The following is a 26,432-nucleotide window of genomic DNA, read 5'->3' on the forward strand; positions in this document are numbered from 1 at the left end:
CTTATAATTGTCTTTCAATGTGTTTTGTTTCCATACACAAAACATTCAATAAGACGATGTCCCTATGAAAGATAGCTACCCTCCTTGTGCAGCATTCCATAAGAATGTTGCTTTTTTTTATTCAAAAGCAGGATTCTTATTTCTCATTTTCGAATTTGTATATACAAAATGCTGTAAAAGTGAAACTTTAATCAGCCCTCACCAATCGGGCATTTACGGGCCGTTATTCGCCCACTTCACTTCTTTACTCCAGCCGAATTTTTAACAGGAGTTTTACTGCCCACAAATAGCGGGGTAAATCATTACTACTTCTCTACCATTTACAAATACATATACGTCATATGTAAAGAATTACTCACATAAAAATTACTATAAGGACTTTATTCCGCTATTTGTACACAGACCAAACGAATTAAAGCTTCATTTTACTTATGCACTTACGAAAGGATGGGACGAAAATTGGCATACGAAAAATTTGTACTATGGAATGATGCAGTTATTGATACAACAAAACATCACGCGTACATAGATTTTGAAGAAAGAGGCTTGCAGTTTGGAGATGGTGTCTACGAAGTTATTCGCTTATATAAAGGGAACTTTCACTTATTAGATCCGCATATCACAAGATTATATCGCTCCATGGAAGAAATAGAATTAACACTCCCTTTCTCAAAAGCAGAACTGATTATCCTACTCTATAAACTAATCGAAAATAATAATTTCCACGAGGATGGAACGATTTATTTACAAGTATCTCGTGGTGTACAAGCTCGTACCCATACATTCTCATATGACGTCCCTCCGACAATCTATGCCTATATTACAAAGAAAGAAAGACCAGCGTTATGGATTGAATATGGTGTACGTGCTATATCAGAACCAGATACACGCTGGCTACGCTGTGATATCAAATCATTAAATTTATTACCAAATGTATTAGCTGCTACGAAAGCTGAACGCAAAGGTTGTAAAGAGGCCCTTTTCGTACGAAATGGTACCGTAACTGAGGGCAGCTGTTCTAATTTCTTTCTCATAAAAAACGGAACTCTCTATACACATCCAGCCAATCACCTTATTTTAAATGGAATCATTCGTCAATATGTCCTTTCTTTAGCGAAAACCCTTCGCATTCCGGTACAAGAAGAACTTTTCAGCATTCGTGATGTTTATCAAGCAGATGAATGCTTCTTTACAGGAACGACGATTGAAATTTTGCCGATGACTCACCTTGATGGAACTGCAATTCAAGATGGTCAAGTTGGCCCTATCACAAAAATTCTGCAAAGATCATTTTCTCAAAGCTTGTTACAATCCAATATGTCATCTTCTTAAACACGTATAATTTCTAACCTTTCTACATTCAATATATGTATTTAAATGGAAATCAAGGTATAGATTTATGCCTTGATTTTTTTTTGTAATCTTTTTGTCATATTCAGATTACCGCATAAGTCTTGACAGTAATCGACATGCTCTTTAGAATTTTTAACAGTTGGTAAATATTTCTTCACTACATTACAGACAGAAAGGAATCGACAAATTATGAAAAAATACCTTGCCGGTCTTGCGGCAGTGTCTGTAGCAGGAGGAGCAGCACCTACACTTGATAGTGTTCAAGCTGCCCCTGAACAAAATACACAAAAAGCTGCTACAACTGTCCAAGCTTCTGCATCAAACAGCTCATCTTATACGGTAAACACTAGCGTATTACATGTTCGTGCAGGATCAAGTACTTCTCACGATATCATCTCGCGTGTTTATAACGGTCAATCATTAAATGTGATTGGCGAAGAAAATGGTTGGTTCAAAATTAACATTAATGGGAAAACAGGATTTGTTAGTGGCGAATTTGTATCAAAAAATGGAGCAAGCAATTCCAATGTAAGTACAACAGGTGGAAACAATAAAGTTACTGCTGATGTATTACGTGTACGTACTGCTCCGAACACTTCTAGTTCTGTTTCAGGACGTGTATATGCAGGACAAACATTAAACGTAATTGGTCAAGAAAATGGTTGGGTGAAAATCAACCATAATGGACAGGTTGGCTATGTAAGTGGCGAATTCGTATCTGGTGTTTCTTCTAATGCAGGTTCTTCAAACAACAATACGAATAATAACAACCAAGAATCTGTAAAACCAGCAAGCGGAAACTATACAGTAAATGTATCTTCCCTTCGTGTTCGTACAGGTCCTAGCACTTCTCACACAACTGTAGCTTCTGTTACAAAAGGACAAGTTGTACAAGTAGTTGGCGAAGTTCAAGATTGGTTCAAAATCAATTACGCTGGACAAACTGCATACGTAAGCAAAGACTACGTAACAAAAGGCGGTTCTAGCGACAACGTTACACAAGGTAACAACCAAGATAACAAACAAGAACAAAACAATAATGTAACTGTTCAAACTGGTGGTACTTACGTTGTTAACGCAACATCTCTACGCGTTCGTACAGGCCCTGCTGCTTACCATAGTGTAATTGGTGGCGTGTTAAATGGTACTACATTAAACGTAGTTGGATCTGAAAACGGTTGGTTTAAAGTAAACTATCAAGGGAAAACAGGCTTCGTTAGTAGCGAATTTGTAAAATTCGTTAAAGGTGGCACTGCTACTCCTGAACAACCGAAACAGCCTGAACAACCGAATCATGGTGCAATTGGTGACTACTACATTAATGCTTCTGCACTAAACGTACGTAGCGGCGAAGGTACAAATTATAGAATCATAGGGGCACTTCCACAAGGACAGAAGGTTCAAGTAATCTCTGAAAACTCTGGATGGAGCAAAATTAACTACAACGGTCAAAATGGTTACATCGGAACACGTTACCTTTCTAAAACACCGGTTGGGGGCGCAGTAGATAATAAGCCTAACAACAACCAAAATAACAATCAAAACAATAACAACAATAATACAGGCAATAATAGTGGTGATAGTTCTTCCATACTTGCATATGCAAAATCAATGCAAGGTGTACCATACGTTTGGGGCGGTACTTCTGCTACTGGTGTTGACTGCAGTGGTTACATCTACCACGTATTTAAGAAATTTGGTCATAACATTAGTCGTCAAAGTGTTGCAGGATATTGGAGCAGCTTACCACAAACTTCAAGTCCACAACCAGGTGACTTAATTTATTTCAAAGACACTTATAAAGCAGGTCCTTCTCATATGGGTATTTACCTTGGCGGCGGATCATTTATCCAATCTGGAGATAAAGGTGTCGCAATCGCTTCATTAAGCAATTCTTATTGGAGTAAGCACTTCTTAGGTTATACGAAAGCACCTTAAGTTATATTTTAGAGCCTTCTAGATTACTAGAAGGCTCTTTTTAGTATATGTCACCTATATCCCCGAAAAAATAGTGTATCTATTTCCCTATTTCATACACTATATTCTACAAAAACACTCCATAACGTTATCATAATGTATATTTTCACATAAAAAACATAACCTATTTCATGTCTAATCATTTTATATGTGTTTTTTTGAAGAATTTTCTTTTTATTTAAACTTTTTGTTAGACGTTTGACCTCCGATGTCCATTATGATAAGTTACTTAAGATGTTATATTCGCAAAAGTATAGACAACTGGTTTATACACTTTTTTACTATGAGGAAGGAGCATACACTGCATGAATCTTTTATGGGGAATTGGCGGCGTGATTGGAGTATTAGCAATTGCTTTTTTACTATCTTCCAACCGCAAAGCTATTAATTGGCGCACAATTTTAATCGCGCTAGCATTACAAATGTCATTTTCATTTATCGTATTACGATGGGATGCCGGAAAAGCAGGTTTAAAATACGCTGCTGATGGTGTTCAAGGATTAATTAATTTTTCTTACGAGGGAATTAAGTTCGTTGCTGGGGATTTAGTCAACGCAAAAGGCCCTTGGGGATTTGTCTTCTTTATTCAAGCACTACTTCCAATCGTATTTATTAGTTCATTAGTAGCAATCTTATATCATTTCGGTATTATGCAGAAATTTGTTAGTGTCGTTGGTGGCGCATTAAGTAAACTTCTTGGAACTTCTAAAGCAGAAAGTTTAAACTCAGTAACAACTGTATTTTTAGGACAAACTGAAGCTCCAATCTTAATCAAACCTTACTTAGCACGTTTAACAAATAGTGAATTCTTCACTATTATGGTAAGCGGTATGACAGCTGTTGCCGGATCGGTTCTTGTCGGCTATGCAGCAATGGGTATTCCGTTAGAACACTTATTAGCAGCAGCAATTATGGCAGCTCCATCAAGTTTATTAATTGCGAAATTAATTATGCCAGAAACAGAAAAAGTAGATAATAACGTTGAACTTTCTACAGAACGTGAAGATGCAAACGTTATTGATGCAGCTGCACGTGGTGCATCTGAAGGTATGCAACTTGTTATTAACGTAGCAGCAATGTTAATGGCTTTCATCGCATTAATCGCTTTATTAAATGGTCTATTAGGATTAATTGGCTCTCTGTTCCATATTAAACTTAGCCTTGATTTAATCTTCGGTTACTTACTATCACCATTTGCAATCTTAATCGGGGTTTCTCCTGGTGAAGCTGTACAAGCAGCAAGCTTTATCGGTCAAAAACTTGCAATCAACGAATTCGTTGCATACGCAAACTTAGGACCACACATGGCAGAGTTCTCTGCAAAAACAAACTTAATTTTAACATTTGCAATCTGTGGATTCGCAAACTTCTCTTCTATCGCAATTCAATTAGGTGTAACAGGAACGTTAGCTCCTACTCGCCGTAAACAAATTGCACAGTTAGGGATTAAAGCAGTTATCGCTGGTACATTAGCAAACTTCTTAAATGCAGCAGTTGCAGGTATGATGTTCCTATAAAATGATGCAAAGTCTCCTCTTTCTAAAGAGGGGGCTTTTTATTATATGTTGTATATTTTTTCGGTATATATTAAATACTTTATGCTTAAATATAAGAACATTATGATACAATAATTAGTAAGTCTGTTTATTTTTTCTTACAAAAGAGAGATACTACTTGTGGTTGCTCTCCAAAATAACCTAGTCATCCGGTCTATTTCTTAATAATTGCGCATACTACAAGTATCCTTGCATGAATTACCTTTAAGGAGGAAAATTTTGTGAAAGATAACTTCTATAAAGTCCTCTCTATGTGGATTTTACAAATTTTATTTTATTTTACAACTGTACATGTAACGCAATATGAGCATGCTCTCATTTTTACAATTATATATGTAATTGTTAATGTACTATTTCTATTATTGACTGATAAAACCGCATTTGTTCTCTTTATATTAGGAACCATTATTTCGGTATTCTACCTGTTCTACCAAGCATGGCTTTACTTATGGAGTACATCAGAACAATGGGAATACATTATTACTCACTTCCTAATGGCAGCAAACTTCTTCATCGTATATATCTCAACTCATTTATTAAAGAAGGTTATTCATGAAAATAAAGAATTAACCGAACGTGTGAGAACGTTAGAACAATACATTGGAGAATCAAAATTATTAACAAGAAAAGAATTCGAAAGACGACAAGCATTATTAATAAATGCAATGAATCGCCGTAATGAAACAGGCGTTATTATTTATTTTGACTTCACTTCCTTTAGTAAATATACGAAGGAAAGTGTTATGGACCGTGTAGCTTCATTATTAGTTGAAACGATAAGAGCTGACTTTGACCTTGCTGCTGAATATGATAATAATAAGCTCGTTATTTTATTACAAAACACAAATGAAGCCGGTGCTGACATTGTAATGAATCGCCTAAAGCCAAAAATGGAGAAATGGCTTGCTGCTGAAGCGATCCAAGATATAAAAATTTCACGCGAGCAAATTGGGAACAAAGGACAGACGTTATTATGATGACACTCGTTATACTTCTTTTATTCCTTCTATTTTGCGTACTCGTGTTTTGGATTAGCATCACATTTTCGATTAAGTATATACTTATTTTTACAGCCTTTCTATTCTCTGCCTTACTTGTTTACTATTCTTTCTTAACACTCGCAGGTTTAGTTCACCGAAATAGTAAACGAAAAGATCGTACGCTAGAACATTATCCAAGCGTCGACATTTTAATACCTGCCCACAATGAAGGTGTCGTTATTAAAGATACTTTAGAGGCGATGGCGAAGATTGAATATCCAGGTAAACTAACTGTTTATTTATTAAACGATAATTCGCAAGATGAGACACCTGAAATTGGTGACGATTTTGACAAAGCTTATGCTCATATTCGTCACATTCGTGTTCCGGCAGGTGAGCCAAAAGGGAAATCACGTGTATTAAACTATGGTCTTAGTATTTCAGATGGTGAATACTTCTGTGTGTATGATGCAGATAACCAGCCTGAACCACATGCTCTGCGAATGCTTGTAGAACACGCTGAAACAACCGAGGATGCCGTTGGAGCTGTTGGTCACGTTCGTACTGTAAATGAAAATAGAAACTGGCTAACACGAATGATTTCATTAGAATTTCAAATCTTCCAGCTCCTTATGCAATCCGGACGCTGGTTACTATTCCAAACAGGTTCACTAACAGGAACAAATATGCTTCTTCGTCGCTCTGCATTAGAAGAACTTGGCGGCTATGACCCGTATGCAATTGCAGAAGACGCTGAATTAACATTACGAATTACACAAAAAGGCTATCTCTTACCAATCGTTCCAGAATCGATTACATGGGAACAAGAACCTGAGCATTTAAAAATCCTTATTAAGCAGCGTACACGTTGGCTCCAAGGAAACTTGTACATTTTAGAAAAAATGTTTTCTTCCTTAAGTTTCTTTAAAGGAAAACTTCTCGTCCATTCCTTACAACAAGTTTTAGTGTATGTTGTATTTTGGCTATTCTTAATCATTTCGAACGTTTGGTTTGTAATTGGGTTACTCGGGATATTCCAAATTCAATATAGCATTCCGCTACTATTTATGTGGTATGTCGCATATATTACATATGTTTCTCAATTATTTAGTGCCCAGAGTGTGGAACGAACCTTTACACCAACTAATATTTTTATTAGTGTTATCATGTACTTTACGTACGCACAGCTCTTTACGTACTTATTCATTCGCAGCTTAATTTTATACTTACGTGCAAAGAGCAAGAAACAAGTCATTGGCTGGGATAAAACAGTTCGATTCAAAAAAGAAAAGTAAAACTTTAATCAGTGGGGTTCTCCCACTGATTTTTATTTACAAAATAAAAATCAGCACAGAGCGCCGTATGCTCTGTGCTGATTTATTGCCGTATAAATTATATATCAGACAATACCCCTTAGCTGAAAGTAATTTCACGTCCATCCCCCAACGAACGATTGACCTTCATTTATATACGAAAAAGTGATTGCTATTTTTGTAGAACCAATTGCTTCTCTTGCTGTTCTTTGCGCGTTTCAGTCTTAGGTTCCGTGCTTTCTTGGACACTACGATGTGCCACACGTTTCAAACAAATATGCTTCCACTTTCTTTCGTAACGTTTCATTATTCTAGATGTCCCCCTTGAATGCGCTTTAAAACTATTTGAAATCGCTTACAGGAAATAATATAGCACATATACATAAACGTGACAACACATTTCCGACAATTTTTTGTCAAAAATATGAATAGAATTTACAAATTATCGTATTTTGTCGAAACGTATCGATTTTTCTTTATATAAAAGGCATACTACTTATATAGTAAAGTATTTTATTTCCCTTACTTGTGTTTAAAATTCCTTCTATATAAAAAAGAGCTGATACATAATCAGCCCTTTTTCCTTCTATTATTAATGACGCTTCATACGCCCCTCTTTTTGTAACTCTTTAAATAATGCTGCCATCATAAAGAAAATAACGAAGACGAATGGGAATGCCGCAATAATAGCTGCTGTTTGCAGTGCTTCTAATCCACCAACATATAATAAGGTAGAAGCTATCGATGCTAAAACGATACCCCAAACCATTTTAATGCGGTTTGGTGGATTTAAACTACCATGTGTCGTTAACATCCCTAAAACGAATGTCGCAGAGTCTGCAGATGTAATAAAGAATGTTGCAATAAGCAGAATACCTAATACCGATAAAGCTGATCCAAAGCTTCCCATCTGATCAAACATAGCGAATAACCCTACTTCTGTTCCCATCTCTTTCACTTTGTCGAAGATATGAGCATCACCAAACAGCTCCATATGAATACCAGTCCCGCCGAAAACAGAGAACCAAAGCGCACCGATTACAGTCGGTACGAGTAACACACCGATAACAAACTCACGAATCGTACGTCCTCGTGAAACACGGGCAATAAACGTACCTACGAATGGTGACCATGCAATCCACCATGCCCAATAGAAAATTGTCCATGACTGAATCCATTGATTTCCGCCTTCATCTAATGGACTTAAACGGAAGCTCATGCTTGGCAATTCCTGAATATAAGAACCGATTGTTGAAGTGAAGTAATTCATAATAAAGTTTGTTGGACCTGCAAATAATACAATAATCATAAGTGCAAACGCCAAAATAATATTCGCATTACTTAAATATTTAATTCCTTTATCAAGACCTGTTTGCGCAGATAACATGAAAAGAACGGTTACGATTGCAATAATAACTAACTGTGTCGGCAATGAATTCGGGATAGATGTTAAATAACTAACACCACCTGCAATTTGCTTCGCACCAAGACCTAATGATGTTGCAACACCAAACACAGTTGCGAAAACAGCTAACACATCAAATGAATGAGCAATACGTCCATGCTCCCCGCCTTTAAATAACGGACCTACTGTCGCACTAATCGTACTTGCTTTTCCTTTTCTAAAAGTAAAGTAAGCAATACACAGCGCTACAAATGCATATAGTCCCCACGGATGTAATCCCCAATGAAAAAATGAAAAACGTAGTGCAAGACGCGCACTTTCCTCAGTTGCACCTTCTCCAAACGGAGGTGCGTACAAATGGTTTAATGGTTCGGCAACGCCCCAGAAAACTAAACCAATACCCATACCAGCGCTAAATAGCATAGCAAACCATGTCATATAACTATAATCAGGTTCATCATCATCTTTACCTAAACGAATAGAACCGTATTTCGAAACAATTAAAAAGATAGACACACCTAATATAATAGAAACAGAAATAATATAGAACCATCCAAACTTACTAACTAATGCAGTTTGAATTGCGGTTGTTACATTTCCTAAGCTACCTTTTCCAATAATAGATTCGGGAATAATCCCCCAAAGTGTAAATGCAATACATAATGTTAATGATACGATGAATGTTTTTGTCAGTTTCCTCATCAAATCCCCCTTCGTAGGTTTCACTTTTGTAAATAACATAAATTCCGATATGTAAAATCGGATAGAAAACTATAATTTTACGGTGATTTTCTTACTTTCACCTTCACCAATTCGAATTCTTATGGACAGCCTTACCTTCCGTATAACCTTTTCACTCTGCAAGAGCTACAAGATCGAAATACTGCTGTCAAATTGTGTGAGAAAAATGCGGATGGGAATGTATTTTCCCAAAAAAGGATGTGTTACAGATGTAAAAAAGGGCATTTTTCTTCCTTGCAACCCTTTCTTTTTGTAACAATTATGCGGTTTTTTTGCTAGTATATAGCACGTGTTTATAGTTTCACAAACGAAATGTTTATGTTTATATAACTATATTACCCATAAAACGGCAAAATACTCAAGGAATGTAATCGTTTAGTAAATATTATGTAACACTCCTGTAACATTTTTATTTACGCCGAAAAATATATGTTGTATTAAATATTTTGAATATAAGTAGAAACCTACTAATCACATAGAATGAAAAACGCTTTCCTATATCTTTTGTTATATTACAGGATGTTAACGACTGATTACGAATGGTTTGTAATTGTGTGTTTTCCCGAAATCCGAAAAAATCTGTTGCTATAATGAGGACACGAAAACAAACGCAATGGAGGCTATCATGAAAAAATTAATTGGAATAGCAACAGCAGCAGTTTTTGGTCTTGGGATTTTCACCGCATCTGCTAATGCAGAAACTGTTGTAACAACAGACGTACTAAACGTACGAGAAAACCCTACTACTGAATCAAAAGTTGTCGGTAAATTACAGAATGGTCATAAATTAGATGTTCTAAATACAGAAAACGGATGGTCACAAATCAAATTAGATGGTAAAGACGCATTCGTAAGTGCAGAGTTTACAAAGAACTCTTACTATGTAACAGCTAACGTATTAAATGTACGTGCTGAAGCGAACACAAACTCAGAAATTCTTGGAACGTTGAAGAAAGACGATATGATCGAAACAACGAACCAAGTACAAAATGAGTGGTTACAATTTGAATATAACGGGAAAACAGCTTATGTTCACGTTCCTTTCTTAACAGGCACAGCGCCTGTTATTGAGAAACAAGAACAACCTGCTCCTGCTAAAACTGTAGCACCAGCTAAAGCACAAGCACCTGCAGCACAAGCAAAACCAGCTGCTAAGCCTGCTGTGAAAGCTGCTGAAACTAGCACACCTTCTGGTGGTCGTGAGTTAACAGTTGTAGCTACAGCATATACAGCTCATCCGAGCGAAAACGGTGGCACATACGGTGGCCGTGTATTAACTGCAATGGGTCATGACTTAACAGCGAACCCAAACATGAAAATGATCGCTGTTGATCCGAAAGTAATCCCATTAGGATCTAAAGTATGGGTAGAAGGTTACGGAGAAGCTATCGCTGGAGATACTGGCGGTGCAATTAAAGGTAACCGTATCGACATCCTACTTGGATCAGATAGCGCTGCTCAAAAATGGGGACGCAAAACTGTTAAAGTGAAAATTTTAAAATAACCAATGACTGCTAAAGCCGGTTCTCTTTGTTGAGAGCTGGCTTTTATTTTTTTATAATAACTATAAGGAGGTTATGTTCATGAATGTACAAGCAAAAATAGACTGGATCGGTACCCCAAAACCGTATATATATAAAGATGAAGTAACATACGACGCTACTTCCATCGACTTTTCACTCGCTGGCGATGACAATAGATATAAATTAGTTGTGCTCAGCTCTGAAGAAAATACACATTACAAAATTGTCCAATATGGAATCAAACCCGGCTCTCAAAAGCCATTCCCTATTGATATTCCATTCAAACAAAACATGTTACCAATTATAGAACAAATATTACATGATCCATATGTGCAAGCGATATTAAAGGAAACGCGCTCATAATTGTAAAAAAGGGATATCATTTTACCGGCAAAAATTCACAAAAGAAGTAAACTATAAAAAAGAGGTTGTTCAACAATATTGAACAACCTCTCTCTTTTATTAACGAGTCGGACCAGATACTTCCTCTGATTTCAACGTATCATTGGCACCCAGAGAATGATATAGCACCTTTCCATTTCCATTAACAGTAACGATATGGTCATTATTAAAACTTTTGAACTTTACAGACCCATCACCGTAACGAATATGGTACTCTTCATATGTCGTTACTTTATATTTCGTAGCACTTTGACGTTCTACATTACGAACATCCATCGTTAATAAGTCTTCTGTAATTCCTTTTTTGTGTAGATACTGTATGTAATCACGGTCTTCCTTGTACGATTTCCCGCTCTTATCATAATCATTTTCAATTAAACTAAAATCATTTAACGAAATCGCACGTACGTTATTATAAATGTGATTTCGTACAAAATCACCCACTGCTGAGCTTGATGTTTCTTTCGGGAATTTTAAGTAATACGTGCTTTGGTCTCCAATTTTAATACTTTCAGATTTTATTACACCAAAATCAGTAGTTTTCTCTAAATGTACTTCTACTGTTTCATCTGTGGATACAGGACCCAGTTTATAATTACCATAACTTAATTTCCCACGTTTTTTACCATTTACAAATACGGTTGCATCATTTTCATCAGAAGAAATGCTTACATACTTTCCTTCAAGTGATAAATCTACATTCACTTTCTCGCCCTGTTCATCTGCTAAATCTACTTCTTTCTCTGTTTCTAATTCAGTAAGTTCTGTCTTCGCTGTTGCCTTGACAACATACGTACCTGGGAAGTATGGTCCCAACTCTTTCGAAGTTTTATCACTAGAAAGTTCTGTTTCTTTTTTATCATTCACATATATTTCCGCATTCTTTGCAGTTGTACTAACACTCATATAATAAGATTTCATGCTAAACTTATACTTTGGATATAAGAACCACTCTTTTCCCTCTTCTACAATTTCCCCATCTTTAAACGAATTTTTATCCTTTGTTAACTTTTGATCTACTGTCTCTTTCTGTAAATAAGACAATAATTGTTTATTGTAAGAAGGGTTCTCTTTTAAGTAACGCATGTACGCTTTAATATCCTCTGTCTTAATCTTTAAGCTTGAATCATTCGCTTTCACAAACTCATCAATTGCAGTAATATCTTTCTTTTGGAATGCTTCAATCATTACATTTATTTGCTTTTCTTTTGAAAACTTGTATGCTCCAAATTTATATGCCCCAAATAATAAAATGGCAATGATGGCGAAACCAATGATTAAAAATAAATTTTTCTTACTTTTGGCTGGTTTTGTCTCGCTTTGCACTTCTGTATATGAAGTGGCGGTGTTATCGACGATTACTTCTACTTTACTCCCACACTCGGGACAAAAGTTCAAATGGTCTGCAACGTTCTTTTTACATGTTCCACAAAACTTCAACGTGCTCTCCTCCTACTTTTTAGCTAACTTCATTCCAACAAATGCTGCTACATATGTCACAATAAAACTACATATAGTTAAATATACAAATGAATTTTGCATAGATAATACCGTTCCACTTGTTCCAAACAAACTTGTTACAGTCCCTGAAACATCAATTTGGAACTTAGAAATCATATTCATTACAATCATCATAATCGTGTAAGAACCACTGCATACTACTAATGTAATATATATATTGGCAGTCGATAATTCAGCTAACTTTCTTCCCGCTCTAAACATAAGGAACAATGGAATAATAAGCAGTAATAAACCGTAATGGAATACGTTATTCACTTCATCAAATTCAGCAAGGCTTTCCTGACTTGCTCCTTTTGAAATCATTATATCTCTAACCACTACGCCATTTACAGAGATGCCTGATATAAATGAAAATGATAATGTGCTCTCAGATGATTTTGATTTCTTACCAATTCCAGTAAACTCCTTACTAAGTGCTGGACTTGATACTTCTAACGGAGCAAAATGAGCCATACTCCATAATTGAGGTGTTAACTCTAATGCTAATAATGTACTTTCAGATTTTAAAGTTGTTATTTCTTTTAACGGTTCAATACTGTCTTCCTTATTTACTAACGCCATAATACAAACCACTACTGCTGTTATTAAAAGTCCTTTTATCATGGCTGAAATACCGTAATAAACAGACGCTCCATATGGCATTAACTCTTGAAATGCTGCTGCCATATTATTTTTGCTTGTATGAGCAATAAATCCTATTAAGGTAAATAATGTCCCACATGCAAAACCACTCAATAAACTCTTAATCGCTGAATAGCCAACCGTAATCTTACCTGCTTCTGAGAATGGAATTGCGAAAGATTGTGATGCTATAAAACTTATAATGAATAAAAAGACACCATAAATAATACCAACTGTTGCTGCTATAAAGATTTGATCCTTAATCGTTTTTGCAACACGCTGCTTTCCTAACCAAATTCCTGTACCAGCGAAAATCATAAATGGAATGATTAATAGTAATGTAAATGGAGTATGCCAAGATAAAGAAAATATCAATCCACTCTCGTCGCTAGCTGTAAAACCAAGTAAATGATAACTTAACATCGTAGAAGTTGCACTTGAATAAAAGCTTGGCAACATTTCTAATTCTTTCGCAAATTTACTAAACATCTCACTTAATATAGAAGCAAATAATACACTACCAATCCAACCAGCAATTAACATGAGAATACTTGCAACAATCCCACCAATAAAACCTGTTTTTAAAACGGCTTTATCTGCTGTAAATTTAACTTCAGGAGTACCGTCCATTGTAGGCAATTTAATAGATTGTTCTTTTTTCTTCACAATAAATAAGGAATGCCCACACTTTTGGCAATATAAATTTTGCGGAGCATTTTCACCGCCACAACCTTTGCAGTATTTTGCAGTATCTTGTTCTAACGTTACTGCATCTATAGCTCCTGCAATCTCCATACTTCCTTCATTAGGGCAATAGTTTACCTCTTCACCATGTTGATTTCCACATGTGCGACAATACATCTAATTCACTCCCCACTTTGCTTAATTCCACAAACCGGACAGTAAGTAGAGTTTTGATCGATATGTTCATTACATGAAATACAATTTGTCGTTTCACCTTCATTTTCTATCGCTAACATTGGATTAGGCTTTCCACACGAACCACAAAACTTATCATTTATTGATAAAGGTCCACCACATTCACATGTAGCTTTCTCGCCTTGTTGCTTTTGCAGTTCAACAATGCGTTTTCTTGCTTGATAAATAGCTACATCAAATTCTTGAACTGGAGCAATCATTTCTTTTAAGCTCGCTTCATCTACTCCATTTCCTCTTAATTGAACATAGACTCGTTGTCCAATCTCTAATAGAACCTCTGCCTTTTTCTGCATTTGCACTTGCATTTCTTTTTTCAGTTGAGCGATTTCTTGCGCAACTTGTAACTTCATCTTCCCTTGCTCAATTCCTTCTTGTAACTTATTCATTCCACTGCCTAACTTCGTCTGTAAATCTGACAAATCATTTCTCCCCCTATACATATATAGTAATATGCGAAATTAACATTATATATATTACCATGATTTTCAATTTATGTAATCCAAATTTCATTTTTTCTGTTTTGAGCATTTTTTGTTTATAATGGTAAAGGAAAGAAATATGTGTACGGAGGAATATTATGCTGCAACACTCAATTACGAAAGATGAAATTATGATGATTGCGAATGAGTTCGTTCAAGGACTAGATCCACAGCAAACAGCTGATCAGGAACATGTCGCTACAGCTCGGCACCTATATCGTAGTGGTGTTGTCTACAACGTTGACTTTGATGGTTATACGCTATCAGGAACTGTAGATGCTGGAGGCAGCGTATATAGCGTCCATATCCCGATTCGTAACGTCGCTGAAAGCTATTGCGATTGCTTTGCACCAACGCAATGTGAGCATATGCTCGCTGTTTTACTATCTGCAGCATCTAGTTTCGGGCAAGTAGGAGATGTATTAACTTTATTTAAAAATAATACGAAACCTTCCCTTCCTCCTATTCGAACTGCAAGACAAGTATTGCAATCATCAGCGTTTGAAGAAACGGATTATAAAAGTTGGCAATCGTATTTTGACAACGAATATGAATCATTTAAAAAAGAACAAGCTCGGCTTACTTATAAACAAATGTATTTTCTTATGAGTATTTTTACAGACTTCTATACGAAACTGGAGCGGAAAGCTCCGCGTATCGTTGTGATACATGAGTTGTTCAGGCTACATGCAGCGCTTTATTGCTTTCAAAAATTATTAGAAGAAATTCAGGACTTCGAAGCAAATAAAACGTATTCTTATCACCAGCCTGTTAACGTCGTTCGCTTATTTGTAGATAAAGTGGAATCCATCGTTCGGGACTTACAATCAGAAGCGATTCCTTCAGAGTCTGAAGCAATTTTGCAAGAAACAGCTCGTCTCGTTCACGAAGTATTCTTCTCCACCGACGCCTATACGCAAGAAAGATTTTTTATTTATCGTCACATATGGAGTGAACTCTTACACAATAAAGAGAAACTGCAAGAAGAAGAAAAGCGAATCGATACGAAAATCAATCCACTTTCCAAAGCATTAGCATCTTCTCATCTACTCTTTTTAAATGACGAAGACCTAATAGCTATGGACTTACTAAAGAAACAGCCTGCTTCTGTTGTAAGTCTGTACTTCTATTGGTTAGAAGAGCTATTAAATACAATGCAGTGGGATCGTGCGAAAAACTGGCTTTCCTTTACGTATAAACAAGTGAAGAAAACGATACATGAGCACGAAAATACGATTTTCATAAAAGATATCGTTCGCTTATTTGTCATCATGTATGAAACGTATGCAAACCATACAAATGAACAAGCCGGACTCGAAATGATTTTGCAAGAACTATTACCATATAGTTTCGCAAACTATGAGCAATACGTACTCGCGAAAAAGCAATATCGTACATGGGCAGAACTTCAGCTCTTACATGGGTTTGAAGCAATTGAACTTTTGAAAGAGCCACTGAAAGATATTGAAAAGGAAGCACCAGAAGCAGCCCTTCCTCTTTATCACCTTGCTGCTACCGAGGCCATTGAAGAGCGAAACCGCAAATCATATAGACGTGCAGTTCGTTACTTAAAGAAATTACGTACATTATATAAACGATTAAAGCGTACTGATGAATGGGATGCTTTCATTATTCACATCGCAAACTTACATTCACGTCTGCGTGCACTACAAGAGGAATTACGGAAAGGAAAATTAATTGATGATCAATCAAACTGAAGTAACAATTAGGCTCCAGCACGTTAGTCAAGGTTGGTTCCTTTGGGGAGAAGATGACAGCGGTACTCCATTATCCGTAACAAGTTGGAAACGAAATGCATTTACATGGCACTCTACCTCCTTCTACGGCACGTTTCTAAAAGAAGCGACCTTTGAAGGAAAACAAGGTGTTATGCTAACAAACGCACAAGCATTTGAATACATCGCTAATAAACCGATGAACTCCTTTGCCCATATTCAAATGAATGGCCCTATTACAGCACTTACGAAAGATGCGAATGAATTATGGGATGCCTTCACAAGCGGTAGCTTCGTACCTGATATGGAGCGTTGGTCTCAGCAACCATCTTGGAAAGTGCAAAATAGCCCAATTGAAGATGACACATTGGCATCTCTTTTCTCCGCCGCGGTAAATGAAAGCATATTACAAGATAACCGTTCAAACGATGGATGGGAAGATGCCAAGAGACTTTATGAACATTACGACTTTACGAAAAGACAATTGGATGCAGCACTACATGAAGAAGATTGGCTTCGAAAAATTGGTTACATTGAAGATGACCTTCCCTTTACAATCGGACTACGGCTACAAGAGCCGCAAGAAGAATTTGAAATGTGGAAGCTTGAGACAATTGTTACACCAAAGCGCGGGGCACATCGCATATATGTATATGAAAGTATCGATTCTTTGCCAAAACGATGGCACGATTATGAAGAACGTATTCTTGAAACACAAGAAGGATTCAGTAAGCTCGTACCGTGGTTAAAAGAAGGCGATACATTCCGAAGTGAGCTCTTTGAAACAGAAGCGTGGAACTTCTTAACAGAAGCAAGTAACGAATTACTCGCTGCAGGTATTACGATTTTACTGCCATCCTGGTGGCAAAATTTAAAAGCGACAAAACCCAAATTACGTGTGCAGTTGAAGCAAAATGCCACGCAAACGCAATCTTTCTTCGGCATGAATACACTCGTTAACTTTGACTGGCGCATTTCAACGAACGGCATTGATTTATCCGAAAGCGAATTTTTCGAACTCGTTGAACAAAACAAACGGTTATTCAATATAAATGGTCAATGGATGAGACTGGATCCAGCCTTTATTGAAGAAGTACGAAAGCTTATGAACCGTGCCGATAAATATGGACTAGAAATGAAAGATGTCCTTCAGCAACATTTATCAAACACTGCTGAAACAGAAATTGTAGAAGAAGATAGTCCATTTACCGATATTGAAATCGAGCTAGATGGATATTATGAAGAGCTATTCCAAAAACTATTGCACATTGGAGATATTCCAAAAGTAGATGTTCCTTCTGCACTAAACGCAACACTCCGTCCGTATCAACAACATGGCATTGAGTGGTTATTATATTTAAGAACGCTTGGATTCGGAGCATTATTAGCTGACGACATGGGACTTGGAAAAAGCATTCAAACGATCACTTACTTACTATATATAAAAGAGAACAATCTCCAAACAGGCCCTGCTTTAATCGTGGCACCGACATCTGTTCTTGGAAATTGGCAAAAAGAATTTGAGCGTTTCGCACCAAATTTACGCGTTCAGTTACATTATGGAAGTAACCGAGCGAAAGGCGAATTATTTAAAGACTTCCTTCAATCAGCAGATGTTGTATTAACATCTTATGCATTAGCTCAGCTTGATGAAGAGGAACTTAGTACGTTATGCTGGGATGCTGTTATTTTGGATGAAGCACAAAATATTAAAAACCCACATACGAAACAATCGAAAGCAGTACGAAACTTGCCAGCAAATCACAAAATCGCTTTAACCGGTACACCGATGGAAAACCGACTTGCCGAGCTTTGGTCTATTTTCGACTTCATTAATCATGGATATCTCGGCAGCTTAGGACAATTCCAGCGCCGCTTCGTCTCACCGATTGAAAAGGACCGTGACGAAGGAAAAATCCAACAAGTTCAACGTTTTATCTCGCCGTTTTTACTGCGTCGTACGAAAAAAGATCAAACCGTCGCATTAAACTTACCAGATAAACAAGAACAGAAAGCTTACTGTCCACTTACTGGTGAACAAGCTTCCTTATATGAACAACTTGTTCAAGATACATTGCAAAATGTAGAAGGATTAAGCGGGATTGAAAGACGCGGATTTATATTACTCATGCTGAACAAACTTAAACAAATTTGTAATCACCCCGCTCTTTATTTAAAAGAAACAGAACCAAAAGACATAATCGAACGTTCCATGAAAACAAGCACCCTAATGGAACTAATTGAAAATATAAAAGATCAAAATGAAAGTTGTTTAATCTTCACACAATACATCGGTATGGGGAACATGCTAAAAAATGTGTTAGAAGAACATTTCGGTCAGCGCGTCCTCTTCTTAAACGGTAGTGTACCGAAGAAAGAACGTGACAAAATGATCGAGCAATTCCAAAACGGAACGTATGACATTTTCATCTTATCGTTAAAAGCAGGTGGAACTGGCTTAAACTTAACCGCTGCCAACCATGTCATTCACTACGACCGTTGGTGGAATCCAGCTGTAGAAAACCAAGCAACAGACCGCGCATATCGTATTGGTCAAAAACGCTTCGTTCACGTTCATAAACTGATTACAACGGGGACACTCGAAGAGAAAATTGATGAAATGTTAGAAAGAAAACAATCATTAAACAACGCTGTCATTACAACCGATAGTTGGATGACCGAACTATCTACAGATGAACTAAAAGAATTACTTGGTGTATAAACAAAAGAAGCTAATCTCAAAAGATTAGCTTCTTTTTCTATTCCAAAACCAATTACTTATTATAATCCCTGTTAATCCGCCGCACGTATCCAGTAATGAATCTTGCCACATCGGTGTACGATCTCCCGTAGTCCATTGATGAATTTCATCAAATGTTGCATATCCCGCAACGAAAAGAAGAGCGTATATAAAGCACCGTTTTCTCGAATGACCCGATCGATGAAAAGCATAATACGTCAATGAACCTAGCATAAAGAACACCATAAAATGAGCACCTTTACGAAGGAAAAACTCAATAAATCCGCCTACACCTTTATTTGCAATGCTAACAGGTGTACCACCGCCATAATCAATAGATACCCATGAAAAATGCTCTTTCACAAACTCCACATTTACATATTGTTCAATATCCGAGCGCATATCCTGCTTTTTATATGGTTGTGCCGAGGAATAGAAAATCAACCCCATCCATAGTAAAACAGGAATCCAAAATAACCATTTACGTTTCATTCTTCCGAAGCCCCTCTCTTAATCTTTTAAGAGTACCAAAAAAAAGAATAAATTTCACGCCAAAACATGACATTTGTACCCTATTTATAAAGTGAAAGGGGGTGATAAACATGGCAGTCGAAACAATCGTAACGGACTTAACTTTACGTCTTGTCTTAAACAATGGATTAGATAAGAACGGAAAAACAGCTTTTAAGCAAAAACAATTTAAGCGTGTTAAAACAAACGCAAACTTAGAGCAAGTACACAACGTAGCACGTGCTCTTGCTTCTTTACAAGCAGCACCGCTTCACGCTATACAGCTTGTTAGCACATCAGATCTTTCTACCCTATAAGGTTAAACTGTACTCAGTGGGGGTGTTCATCCCCCACTAAGTATGAACCAACACCCTACTCGCAATATAGCGGGATAAATAAAAAGGAGGAAATAACGTATGCAAGTACTAGAATTAATTTTCGCGAAAGAAGATGGAAAAACAGTTGTTTTTTCTATCGAGAAACCTATTACACCTGTCGATGCACAAGTCGTAAATCAAGTAATGGATACCATCCTTGCCTCATCTGTATTTTCAACAATTAATGATAATACCCGAAAAAAAGGAGCCCGTCTCGTAGAAAAGAATGTATCTGAAGTTCCTATTACCTTATAAACAAAAAGACGAATCTGCATCATTTTGCAGATTCGTCTTTTTTCTTCGGCATTTCAATCGGAATAAAGATTTTTGAAAAACCGACGCATACATATTTATAGTGCTCTCCGCCTATATCAAACTCGGTCGTATATGTTGAGAAGAAAATATAATCATTTCGCTTTGTATAATTCTCGATTAATAATCCAACTTGTGGCTCAACATATTTTTTCGCCAACTTCTTACCAGCCGATGCTAAATCGCCAAGGAGGCCCTCTTCATTTTCTTTTTGAACTTCGTCTAGCTTCTTACTTACATCATTACGTTTCATAAACTGCTTTGCTGCCCAGTCCGTATATTCTCCTTTACTCGGATTACTATTTGCTAAATATACTAGAAGAACAACAACTAGAGCCATAATAATATACCTTTTCTTCATACTATCTCACCGCCTACTCTTTTCTATTTTCATATATATGTACAAGCGATGCAAATTAGAAAGACTAACATCTATTGATTGTAAACGAATAACCAAAATTTACAATATGAAACGGAATATTAACAATCACTTTACTTAATTCGTATATAATTATATTTGGAATTAAAATCATTTATAAGGGAGGAATCAAAATTATGAATGACGAAAATGATATTATTATTTCTAATTCTACAATGATGCTGGAACCTTACAAGCACCCTTCTTATCGCACCAAAATTATTGACAGTAGCGGGAACCATCTTTACTCCTGTCAAACCGCTCTCCAACTCATCAAGCAATCTTGTCTAACCAATGTTCATTCTACTTATCAAGGCAGACGTAATGCAGTCCAAACAAACTTTAAATTTAAACAAAATGTCCCAATTCCGATTAATCATCGAGAATATATTTGTGCTTTTCCAACAGAATCTCCTTCTTCTCCAAACTGTATATGGCTATTTTATAACCATATAGATGACATAGAATTTTTCAAAAAGAGTAAAAAAGCTAACATTCATTTTTCAAATGGCACTACTACAACAATACATATCAGTCCCCATAAGTTAAAACAGCAATTATTAAAAGCTGGATACGTATTATCACGTATGAACATGCAAGATTCACTACAATTTAAAAACCTCTTATTACATTTACTACCTTAACAGAATAAGTAGAATGGAAGGCAATATCCTTTGCCTTCCATTCTTATAATCCTATTTATCCTCTTAAGCTATTTCGCATTTTCTCAAGTGCTTGCCGATACACCCACCTCACTTGATAATAGGTCATTTCCATCTCGCTAGCGATCTCTCCCATCGTCTTCCCTACAAAAAAACGTTCGAAAATAATATACTTCTCCTTCTCATCTAATACACTCATAAAATCCTGTACTCTCAATCCAACATCTTCAAATGAAAAAATCTCCTCATATTCACCTACGTAAACATTCCTTTCTTGCAAGGCAGACTCTTTCTTCAACCTTTCCAATATATAACCACGCACCGTTACAAATGCATATGCAGGGAAACAGCCCTTCTCCGCATCAAATCTTTCATACGCATGCCAAAGGCCAATTAAACCACATTGATAATACTCTTCATGATCTTGATAAATACCTAGCTTCTTTATTTGATTTACAATCATTCCTTCATACAAAACAACTGTCTCTGTAAAAGTCGCTGGCTTCACACAGTACCTGTTTCTAAAAGGTATACCTCTTTGTTATTCCGCCGGTACCTCCACAATATAAAAATAAAGAAGCGATTTCACTGTGAGTAATTTTAAATACTACCGCCGAAATTTGAAATTACATGAAGTAGAATTTGAAATTCTGCTTGTCTTATTTGAAATAAGGGTAAAAATAAAAAAGGTGACTCTTGGGAGAGTCACCTTTTAGTCCAATCATATTATACCGGCAAACCAGGTAAAAACTTTGCCATCAATACAACAATCGCAGCTAAGAATACCGCCTTAATAATGAATAAAACGATAATTGGAATAGCTGCTTTCACTTTACTTAATCCTGCTGTAACTTGTAATCCTAACCAAATTAAAACTAAATTCCATAAATAGAACACTTCAATTGAATTAGCGATTCCATATGCAAGTGAGCCTTTCTCAAATAACGGACCTAAACTTGTATACGCAGTTGGTGCAGCACCTAAAATTAAAGCTATAATACCATTAATGAGTCCACCAATAATAACAATAATATCCGTGTATACAATAATCATTACTATTTTTTTATAAGAAGTATCATTCCCGTAAAACATCATAAACACTTTATAAATAGCTGCAACAACGAATGTTGCAATCATAACACCTACTATTCCCCATATCGTACTAGAAATTAAATTTGATACAAGCGAGCCCTGCTCTGCAAGTGCACCACCTAATTTCTTTTGCATTTCAATCATCTCAGGTGATGTATACGTAATATACGAATTTAAACCACCTACAAGTCCTTGTAATAGCGCCACTATGAAGAACATACCCCAAACTTTCTCAGTCGTCTTCATTCTCTCAAACTGTAAACCAGGAGAAGTAATCATTCCGAACAATGATGGCTTCTCTCCACCAGCTTTTTGCGTATTCAAATTCGCTTCCATTATAACGCCTCCTTCTATTTATATAACCCGTTCTAACGGGCGGTTCACTTCCTCAACATAGAGGCTACGAACCGCCCACTAGAACGGTAATGTGTAGTAGAGAGCTCCCTCTCTATTACACTACTAACTTATTCATAACGTAATGCTTCAATTGGATCTAATTTCGCAGCTTTGTTCGCTGGAATTAATCCGAAAATAATACCAAGTGTCATAGAGAATAGTACGCCTCCAACGACAACTTCCCATGAAACGAGTGGTGGCCATTTCGCAAATGTGGAAACGATATAGGCCCCGCCATATCCAAGACCAATTCCGATTAAACCACCTAGAAGTGTTAACATAACTGCTTCAATTAAAAACTGTAATAAAATTTTACTACGTGTTGCCCCAAGTGCTTTACGTATCCCGATTTCGCGCGTACGCTCCGTTACAGATACGAGCATAATGTTCATAACACCAATACCACCAACGACTAATGAAATACCCGCAATACCACCGATAATCATCGTCATAATACCAGTTACTTTAGAAACATTTTCTTGGAATTCTTTTAAATTCACTAGTTCATATTTACCTGGAATTTCACTTGGCTTACGACTATTTAATACATCAACAGCTTGTTTACCAGCTGCTTCTAAATCGTCTACATTTTTAGCTTGAATTGCGATATTTTGAATATCATCTGTTCCGAATAAAACAGGCCATAATGTAAGGGGGATTAACGCTTCTTCCATTTCAAATCCCATAAACTCATTATCAGATGTATACACACCGACAATCTGCATCGGTTGTCCTTTCATCTCAATAATTTGCCCAACTGGGTTTACGTCCTTAAATAACGTCTTTTCTGTTTTTGTACTAATCATCACAACGTTATTTGCATGAGAAATATCTGATTCATTTAAAGTACGTCCCTTTACGACCTTTACTTTATTAACCGCAAAATATTCATTATCAAGACCAATAACATTCAGATTTGCTTTTTTATCATTTACATCTAGTATCTCTGTCGTCGAATTTGTCGTAATAACATGTGAAACATCTTTCACTTGTTTTACTTCTAAAATATCCTCTTCCGTTAACTTCGGTATTTCAAATCCGCCTATAGCAAACTCATCATTCATATCTGGTTTAAATTGAATTGGCATAAGGTTATTACCACCAGAACCTGCGAATTTCGACTTCAGCATTGCTTCCCCGCCTTGCCCAATCGCAACGACAGTAATAATAGAACCAACGCCGATAATAATACCGAGCATCGTTAATGCCGAACGCAGTTTATGAGCTAAAATAGAAGATAGGGCAATTTTTATACTATCTAGTAAACTCATACCGCACACCTTCTATCTTCTGTAATTTTCCCATCTCGCAGTACAATACGGCGGGAAGAATACGCTGCTACTTCCTCTTCATGCGTAACCATAACAATCGTTGTACCTTCTGCATTAAGCTTCGTGAAAATATTCATCACTTGCTCACCAGACTTCGTATCAAGCGCGCCAGTAGGCTCATCAGCCATAATGAACGTTGGATTATTCGCAATCGACCTTGCAATCGCTACACGCTGCTTCTGTCCACCTGATAATTCATTCGGCAAATGGTGAACCCTATCTGACAAACCGACTTTACCAAGCGCGTCCAGAGCCCTTTGACGACGCTCTGCTTTCTTCACACCACCGTATACGAGCGGAAGTTCAACATTTTCTACTGCCGAAAGACGTGGAAGCAAATTAAAGTGCTGAAACACAAAGCCAATATATTCATTACGAATTAAAGCAAGCTTTGACTCGTCTGCTGTTAAGATATTCACATCATTCAGCATATATTCGCCTTCTGTCGGACGATCTAAACAACCGATAATATTCATAAGCGTTGATTTACCAGAACCAGACGGTCCCATAATCGAAACGAACTCACCGCTTTGAATTGTTACACTAATATCATGTAAGATTGGCACTGCCAATTTTCCTTGATAATACGTTTTAGCAATATTATTTAACGTAATCATTTCTCTTTCACTTCCATTCCGTCATACACGTCGTCGGAAGGATTTTTAACCACCTTTTGCCCCACTTTTGCGCCTTCAACAATCTCTGTCCAGTCTCCATCAGTAGAACCTTTTTTCACATTTTGTTTACGAAGCTTTCCTTTATCCTCAACATAAACAAATGCATCACCATCTTTTTCTACAATGCTCTTAGTTGGAACAGCAATCATCGTCTTATTCTCTAAATTTACTTGCAATGAAACATGATAACCTGGAGATAAACCATCTTGACTATCAAGACTTGCTTTATATGTATATTGAGACATATTTTGAGTCGCTTCACCCATACCACCAGCTTGAGCCATCTCTGCACTCGTTGGGAATTCACTTACCTCTGTAATTTTACCTGTCCACTTCTTCTTATTATTTGCTTTAGCAGTTACAGTAAATGTTTGATCTGGTTGAATTTGTGACTTCTGAAGCTCAGTTAACGTCCCTTGCACTTGGAACGGATCTTTAGACGCCACTTGTAAAAATGCTTTCCCTTGACCACCTAACGCTTGAGATGAACTTTGCGCCGCATCTTTATCTAACTTTTGAACGACACCAGTAAAATTACTATAAATCGTAAGCTCTTTCTGCTTTTTACTTAACTCTTCTTTCTGCAACTTCCCTTTTTCTTTCTCAAGATCAGTTGTCTTTTGTGCCATCTCTAACTCACTTACTTGCTCGTCCATCGGATCCGTTACTTCTTTCCCAGCTCCGCTATCCTTTGCCTTCTTAATTTCTTTCTTCAACGAATCAATCTTCTTCTTCCCTTGATCATAACGCATATCCGCCATCTTCTGATCAAGCTCAGCTTGCTTCATTTGCAAGTTAATCTCTTCATTATCATAAGAGAATAACTTCGTACCTTTCTCTACCTCTTGTCCTTCTTTCACTGCAATATCTTTCACTTTCCCTTTAGTCGGATCCGCATAGAAACTTTCAATATTCCCTGGTTTCACCTGGCCAGAAATTAATTTCGTATTATTAAGCTTTCGCTCCGTTACCTTCTCAAAGCTCACAGCATCAGCAGATGTTGATGCCCCCTTCTTCTTGCCTTGCATAATAAAAATATTAACCGCCGCTACAATAACAATTAGTGCAATAACCCCGATAATAATCCATTTCTTCTTCTTGCTTGGAGTACGAACCGTATTTGGTACCATATTCTCTCTCCCTTTATAACTTAATAGTTTAATATAAAAATTGTATAAAACTTTCTGAAAACAAATTACATATTATTACATTCTTTTTACAAAGTTTTACACATCCATTTATATTGTAACAAAAATTCCAATGATTAGAAATATGACATATTGTCTTTTAAGATAGATTTAAGGAAAGGTTATATTAATATAAGAAAAGCTATCCTTTATTAATAAACTCCTTACCAAGATAAATTATTAA

The 26,432-nt window shown here is 36.6% G+C and carries 23 protein-coding genes; 12 read left to right on the top strand and 11 right to left on the bottom strand.

The features are described 5' to 3' along the window. The first annotated feature begins 447 nt into the window (after positions 1-447). From DN393_RS19210 to DN393_RS19230, 5 genes are all read left to right on the top strand, one after another. Positions 448-1,332, top strand: coding sequence for a D-amino-acid transaminase (locus DN393_RS19210; protein WP_081257338.1), 885 nt, complete (start codon positions 448-450; stop codon positions 1,330-1,332). 210 nt (positions 1,333-1,542) lie between these two features. Next, positions 1,543-3,291: a C40 family peptidase gene (locus tag DN393_RS19215; RefSeq protein ID WP_088047783.1), complete on the top strand. Its 1,749-nt coding sequence runs from the start codon at positions 1,543-1,545 to the stop codon at positions 3,289-3,291. Positions 3,292-3,635: 344 nt separating this feature from the next. After that, positions 3,636-4,847, top strand: a complete 1,212-nt coding sequence (locus DN393_RS19220; protein ID WP_064476164.1) for a NupC/NupG family nucleoside CNT transporter — start codon at positions 3,636-3,638, stop codon at positions 4,845-4,847. Positions 4,848-5,107: 260 nt separating this feature from the next. Beyond that, complete coding sequence (locus DN393_RS19225) at positions 5,108-5,863, top strand: diguanylate cyclase domain-containing protein (RefSeq protein WP_098103006.1); 756 nt, start codon at positions 5,108-5,110, stop codon at positions 5,861-5,863. Beyond that, on the top strand, positions 5,860-7,161 hold the full coding sequence (locus DN393_RS19230) for a glycosyltransferase family 2 protein (RefSeq protein ID WP_000988744.1): 1,302 nt from the start codon (positions 5,860-5,862) through the stop codon (positions 7,159-7,161). The genes DN393_RS19225 and DN393_RS19230 overlap by 4 nt, the downstream gene beginning before the upstream one ends. Positions 7,162-7,771: 610 nt before the next feature. Here the strand turns inward: DN393_RS19230 and opuD are convergent. Beyond that, positions 7,772-9,286: a glycine betaine transporter OpuD gene (opuD, locus tag DN393_RS19235; RefSeq protein ID WP_064476162.1), complete on the bottom strand. Its 1,515-nt coding sequence runs from the start codon at positions 9,284-9,286 to the stop codon at positions 7,772-7,774. Between the two features lie 664 nt (positions 9,287-9,950). On the opposite strand from opuD, the gene DN393_RS19245 reads away from it, so the two are divergent. After that, positions 9,951-10,829, top strand: coding sequence for a cell wall-binding protein EntA (locus DN393_RS19245; protein WP_002167369.1), 879 nt, complete (start codon positions 9,951-9,953; stop codon positions 10,827-10,829). 79 nt (positions 10,830-10,908) lie between these two features. After that, the gene (locus DN393_RS19250; protein WP_098103004.1) at positions 10,909-11,211 is read left to right on the top strand and encodes a DUF3910 family protein; all 303 of its coding nucleotides are present in this window, start codon (positions 10,909-10,911) and stop codon (positions 11,209-11,211) included. Between the two features lie 99 nt (positions 11,212-11,310). On the opposite strand, the gene DN393_RS19255 is transcribed toward DN393_RS19250, so the two are convergent. Genes DN393_RS19255 through DN393_RS19265 form a run of 3 tightly spaced genes read right to left on the bottom strand, consistent with a single transcriptional unit; the run spans position 11,311 to position 14,750 of the window. After that, positions 11,311-12,690, bottom strand: a complete 1,380-nt coding sequence (locus tag DN393_RS19255) for a zinc ribbon domain-containing protein (protein ID WP_149173769.1) — start codon at positions 12,688-12,690, stop codon at positions 11,311-11,313. A gap of 12 nt (positions 12,691-12,702) precedes the next feature. Continuing rightward, positions 12,703-14,253, bottom strand: a complete 1,551-nt coding sequence (locus DN393_RS19260; RefSeq protein WP_064476159.1) for a zinc ribbon domain-containing protein — start codon at positions 14,251-14,253, stop codon at positions 12,703-12,705. A 5-nt stretch (positions 14,254-14,258) separates the two neighbouring features. Continuing rightward, the gene (locus DN393_RS19265; RefSeq protein ID WP_064476158.1) at positions 14,259-14,750 is read right to left on the bottom strand and encodes a zinc ribbon domain-containing protein; all 492 of its coding nucleotides are present in this window, start codon (positions 14,748-14,750) and stop codon (positions 14,259-14,261) included. Positions 14,751-14,908: 158 nt separating this feature from the next. Between DN393_RS19265 and DN393_RS19270 the strand changes: the two genes are divergently transcribed. Both DN393_RS19270 and DN393_RS19275 read left to right on the top strand, forming a co-directional pair. After that, complete coding sequence (locus DN393_RS19270; RefSeq protein ID WP_088047778.1) at positions 14,909-16,528, top strand: SWIM zinc finger family protein; 1,620 nt, start codon at positions 14,909-14,911, stop codon at positions 16,526-16,528. Next, positions 16,512-19,268, top strand: coding sequence for a DEAD/DEAH box helicase (locus DN393_RS19275; protein WP_088047777.1), 2,757 nt, complete (start codon positions 16,512-16,514; stop codon positions 19,266-19,268). The genes DN393_RS19270 and DN393_RS19275 overlap by 17 nt, the downstream gene beginning before the upstream one ends. Before the next feature lie 24 nt (positions 19,269-19,292). On the opposite strand, the gene DN393_RS19280 is transcribed toward DN393_RS19275, so the two are convergent. Next, positions 19,293-19,778 (bottom strand): VanZ family protein, encoded by a 486-nt coding sequence (locus tag DN393_RS19280; RefSeq protein WP_098354932.1) that lies wholly within the window; start codon positions 19,776-19,778, stop codon positions 19,293-19,295. 110 nt (positions 19,779-19,888) lie between these two features. On the opposite strand from DN393_RS19280, the gene DN393_RS19285 reads away from it, so the two are divergent. Beyond that, on the top strand, positions 19,889-20,113 hold the full coding sequence (locus tag DN393_RS19285; protein WP_149173770.1) for a DUF1659 domain-containing protein: 225 nt from the start codon (positions 19,889-19,891) through the stop codon (positions 20,111-20,113). Positions 20,114-20,212: 99 nt separating this feature from the next. Continuing rightward, positions 20,213-20,428 (top strand): DUF2922 domain-containing protein, encoded by a 216-nt coding sequence (locus tag DN393_RS19290; protein WP_001197601.1) that lies wholly within the window; start codon positions 20,213-20,215, stop codon positions 20,426-20,428. Between the two features lie 19 nt (positions 20,429-20,447). On the opposite strand, the gene DN393_RS19295 is transcribed toward DN393_RS19290, so the two are convergent. Further along, positions 20,448-20,846 (bottom strand): DUF4359 domain-containing protein, encoded by a 399-nt coding sequence (locus DN393_RS19295; protein WP_016085527.1) that lies wholly within the window; start codon positions 20,844-20,846, stop codon positions 20,448-20,450. Positions 20,847-21,040: 194 nt separating this feature from the next. On the opposite strand from DN393_RS19295, the gene DN393_RS19300 reads away from it, so the two are divergent. Next, on the top strand, positions 21,041-21,547 hold the full coding sequence (locus tag DN393_RS19300; protein WP_149173771.1) for a competence protein ComK: 507 nt from the start codon (positions 21,041-21,043) through the stop codon (positions 21,545-21,547). Positions 21,548-21,602: 55 nt separating this feature from the next. Here the strand turns inward: DN393_RS19300 and DN393_RS19305 are convergent, their stop codons facing one another. The 5 genes from DN393_RS19305 to DN393_RS19325 form a co-directional block, all read right to left on the bottom strand. Further along, positions 21,603-22,073 carry a sigma-70 family RNA polymerase sigma factor gene (locus DN393_RS19305; RefSeq protein WP_149173772.1) on the bottom strand — a complete coding sequence of 157 codons (471 nt, stop codon included), beginning with the start codon at positions 22,071-22,073 and terminating at the stop codon, positions 21,603-21,605. Positions 22,074-22,291: 218 nt separating this feature from the next. Then, on the bottom strand, positions 22,292-22,993 hold the full coding sequence (gene yknW, locus DN393_RS19310; protein WP_064476151.1) for a YknW family membrane protein: 702 nt from the start codon (positions 22,991-22,993) through the stop codon (positions 22,292-22,294). 128 nt (positions 22,994-23,121) lie between these two features. Next, complete coding sequence (locus tag DN393_RS19315) at positions 23,122-24,324, bottom strand: ABC transporter permease (RefSeq protein ID WP_000054368.1); 1,203 nt, start codon at positions 24,322-24,324, stop codon at positions 23,122-23,124. After that, on the bottom strand, positions 24,321-25,001 hold the full coding sequence (locus DN393_RS19320) for an ABC transporter ATP-binding protein (protein WP_064476150.1): 681 nt from the start codon (positions 24,999-25,001) through the stop codon (positions 24,321-24,323). The genes DN393_RS19315 and DN393_RS19320 overlap by 4 nt, the downstream gene beginning before the upstream one ends. Next, positions 24,998-26,191 carry an efflux RND transporter periplasmic adaptor subunit gene (locus DN393_RS19325; protein ID WP_088047773.1) on the bottom strand — a complete coding sequence of 398 codons (1,194 nt, stop codon included), beginning with the start codon at positions 26,189-26,191 and terminating at the stop codon, positions 24,998-25,000. Before DN393_RS19325 ends, DN393_RS19320 begins: the two co-directional genes overlap by 4 nt. Positions 26,192-26,432 lie beyond the last annotated feature (241 nt).

Source organism: Bacillus sp. BPN334 (assembly GCF_008368885.1).
Taxonomy (GTDB): domain Bacteria; phylum Bacillota; class Bacilli; order Bacillales; family Bacillaceae_G; genus Bacillus_A; species Bacillus_A wiedmannii.

Excerpts from the sequence above, each read along its gene's own strand:
- DN393_RS19210 (WP_081257338.1), top strand. The coding sequence starts at position 448 with ATGGGACGAAAATTGGCATACGAAAAATTTGTACTATGGAATGATGCA.
- DN393_RS19215 (WP_088047783.1), top strand. The coding sequence starts at position 1,543 with ATGAAAAAATACCTTGCCGGTCTTGCGGCAGTGTCTGTAGCAGGAGGA.
- DN393_RS19220 (WP_064476164.1), top strand. The coding sequence starts at position 3,636 with ATGAATCTTTTATGGGGAATTGGCGGCGTGATTGGAGTATTAGCAATT.
- DN393_RS19230 (WP_000988744.1), top strand. The coding sequence starts at position 5,860 with ATGATGACACTCGTTATACTTCTTTTATTCCTTCTATTTTGCGTACTC.
- opuD (WP_064476162.1), bottom strand. The coding sequence starts at position 9,286 with ATGAGGAAACTGACAAAAACATTCATCGTATCATTAACATTATGTATT.
- DN393_RS19245 (WP_002167369.1), top strand. The coding sequence starts at position 9,951 with ATGAAAAAATTAATTGGAATAGCAACAGCAGCAGTTTTTGGTCTTGGG.
- DN393_RS19250 (WP_098103004.1), top strand. The coding sequence starts at position 10,909 with ATGAATGTACAAGCAAAAATAGACTGGATCGGTACCCCAAAACCGTAT.
- DN393_RS19260 (WP_064476159.1), bottom strand. The coding sequence starts at position 14,253 with ATGTATTGTCGCACATGTGGAAATCAACATGGTGAAGAGGTAAACTAT.
- DN393_RS19270 (WP_088047778.1), top strand. The coding sequence starts at position 14,909 with ATGCTGCAACACTCAATTACGAAAGATGAAATTATGATGATTGCGAAT.
- DN393_RS19275 (WP_088047777.1), top strand. The coding sequence starts at position 16,512 with ATGATCAATCAAACTGAAGTAACAATTAGGCTCCAGCACGTTAGTCAA.
- DN393_RS19280 (WP_098354932.1), bottom strand. The coding sequence starts at position 19,778 with ATGAAACGTAAATGGTTATTTTGGATTCCTGTTTTACTATGGATGGGG.
- DN393_RS19285 (WP_149173770.1), top strand. The coding sequence starts at position 19,889 with ATGGCAGTCGAAACAATCGTAACGGACTTAACTTTACGTCTTGTCTTA.
- DN393_RS19290 (WP_001197601.1), top strand. The coding sequence starts at position 20,213 with ATGCAAGTACTAGAATTAATTTTCGCGAAAGAAGATGGAAAAACAGTT.
- DN393_RS19295 (WP_016085527.1), bottom strand. The coding sequence starts at position 20,846 with ATGAAGAAAAGGTATATTATTATGGCTCTAGTTGTTGTTCTTCTAGTA.
- DN393_RS19300 (WP_149173771.1), top strand. The coding sequence starts at position 21,041 with ATGAATGACGAAAATGATATTATTATTTCTAATTCTACAATGATGCTG.
- yknW (WP_064476151.1), bottom strand. The coding sequence starts at position 22,993 with ATGGAAGCGAATTTGAATACGCAAAAAGCTGGTGGAGAGAAGCCATCA.
- DN393_RS19315 (WP_000054368.1), bottom strand. The coding sequence starts at position 24,324 with ATGAGTTTACTAGATAGTATAAAAATTGCCCTATCTTCTATTTTAGCT.
- DN393_RS19320 (WP_064476150.1), bottom strand. The coding sequence starts at position 25,001 with ATGATTACGTTAAATAATATTGCTAAAACGTATTATCAAGGAAAATTG.
- DN393_RS19325 (WP_088047773.1), bottom strand. The coding sequence starts at position 26,191 with ATGGTACCAAATACGGTTCGTACTCCAAGCAAGAAGAAGAAATGGATT.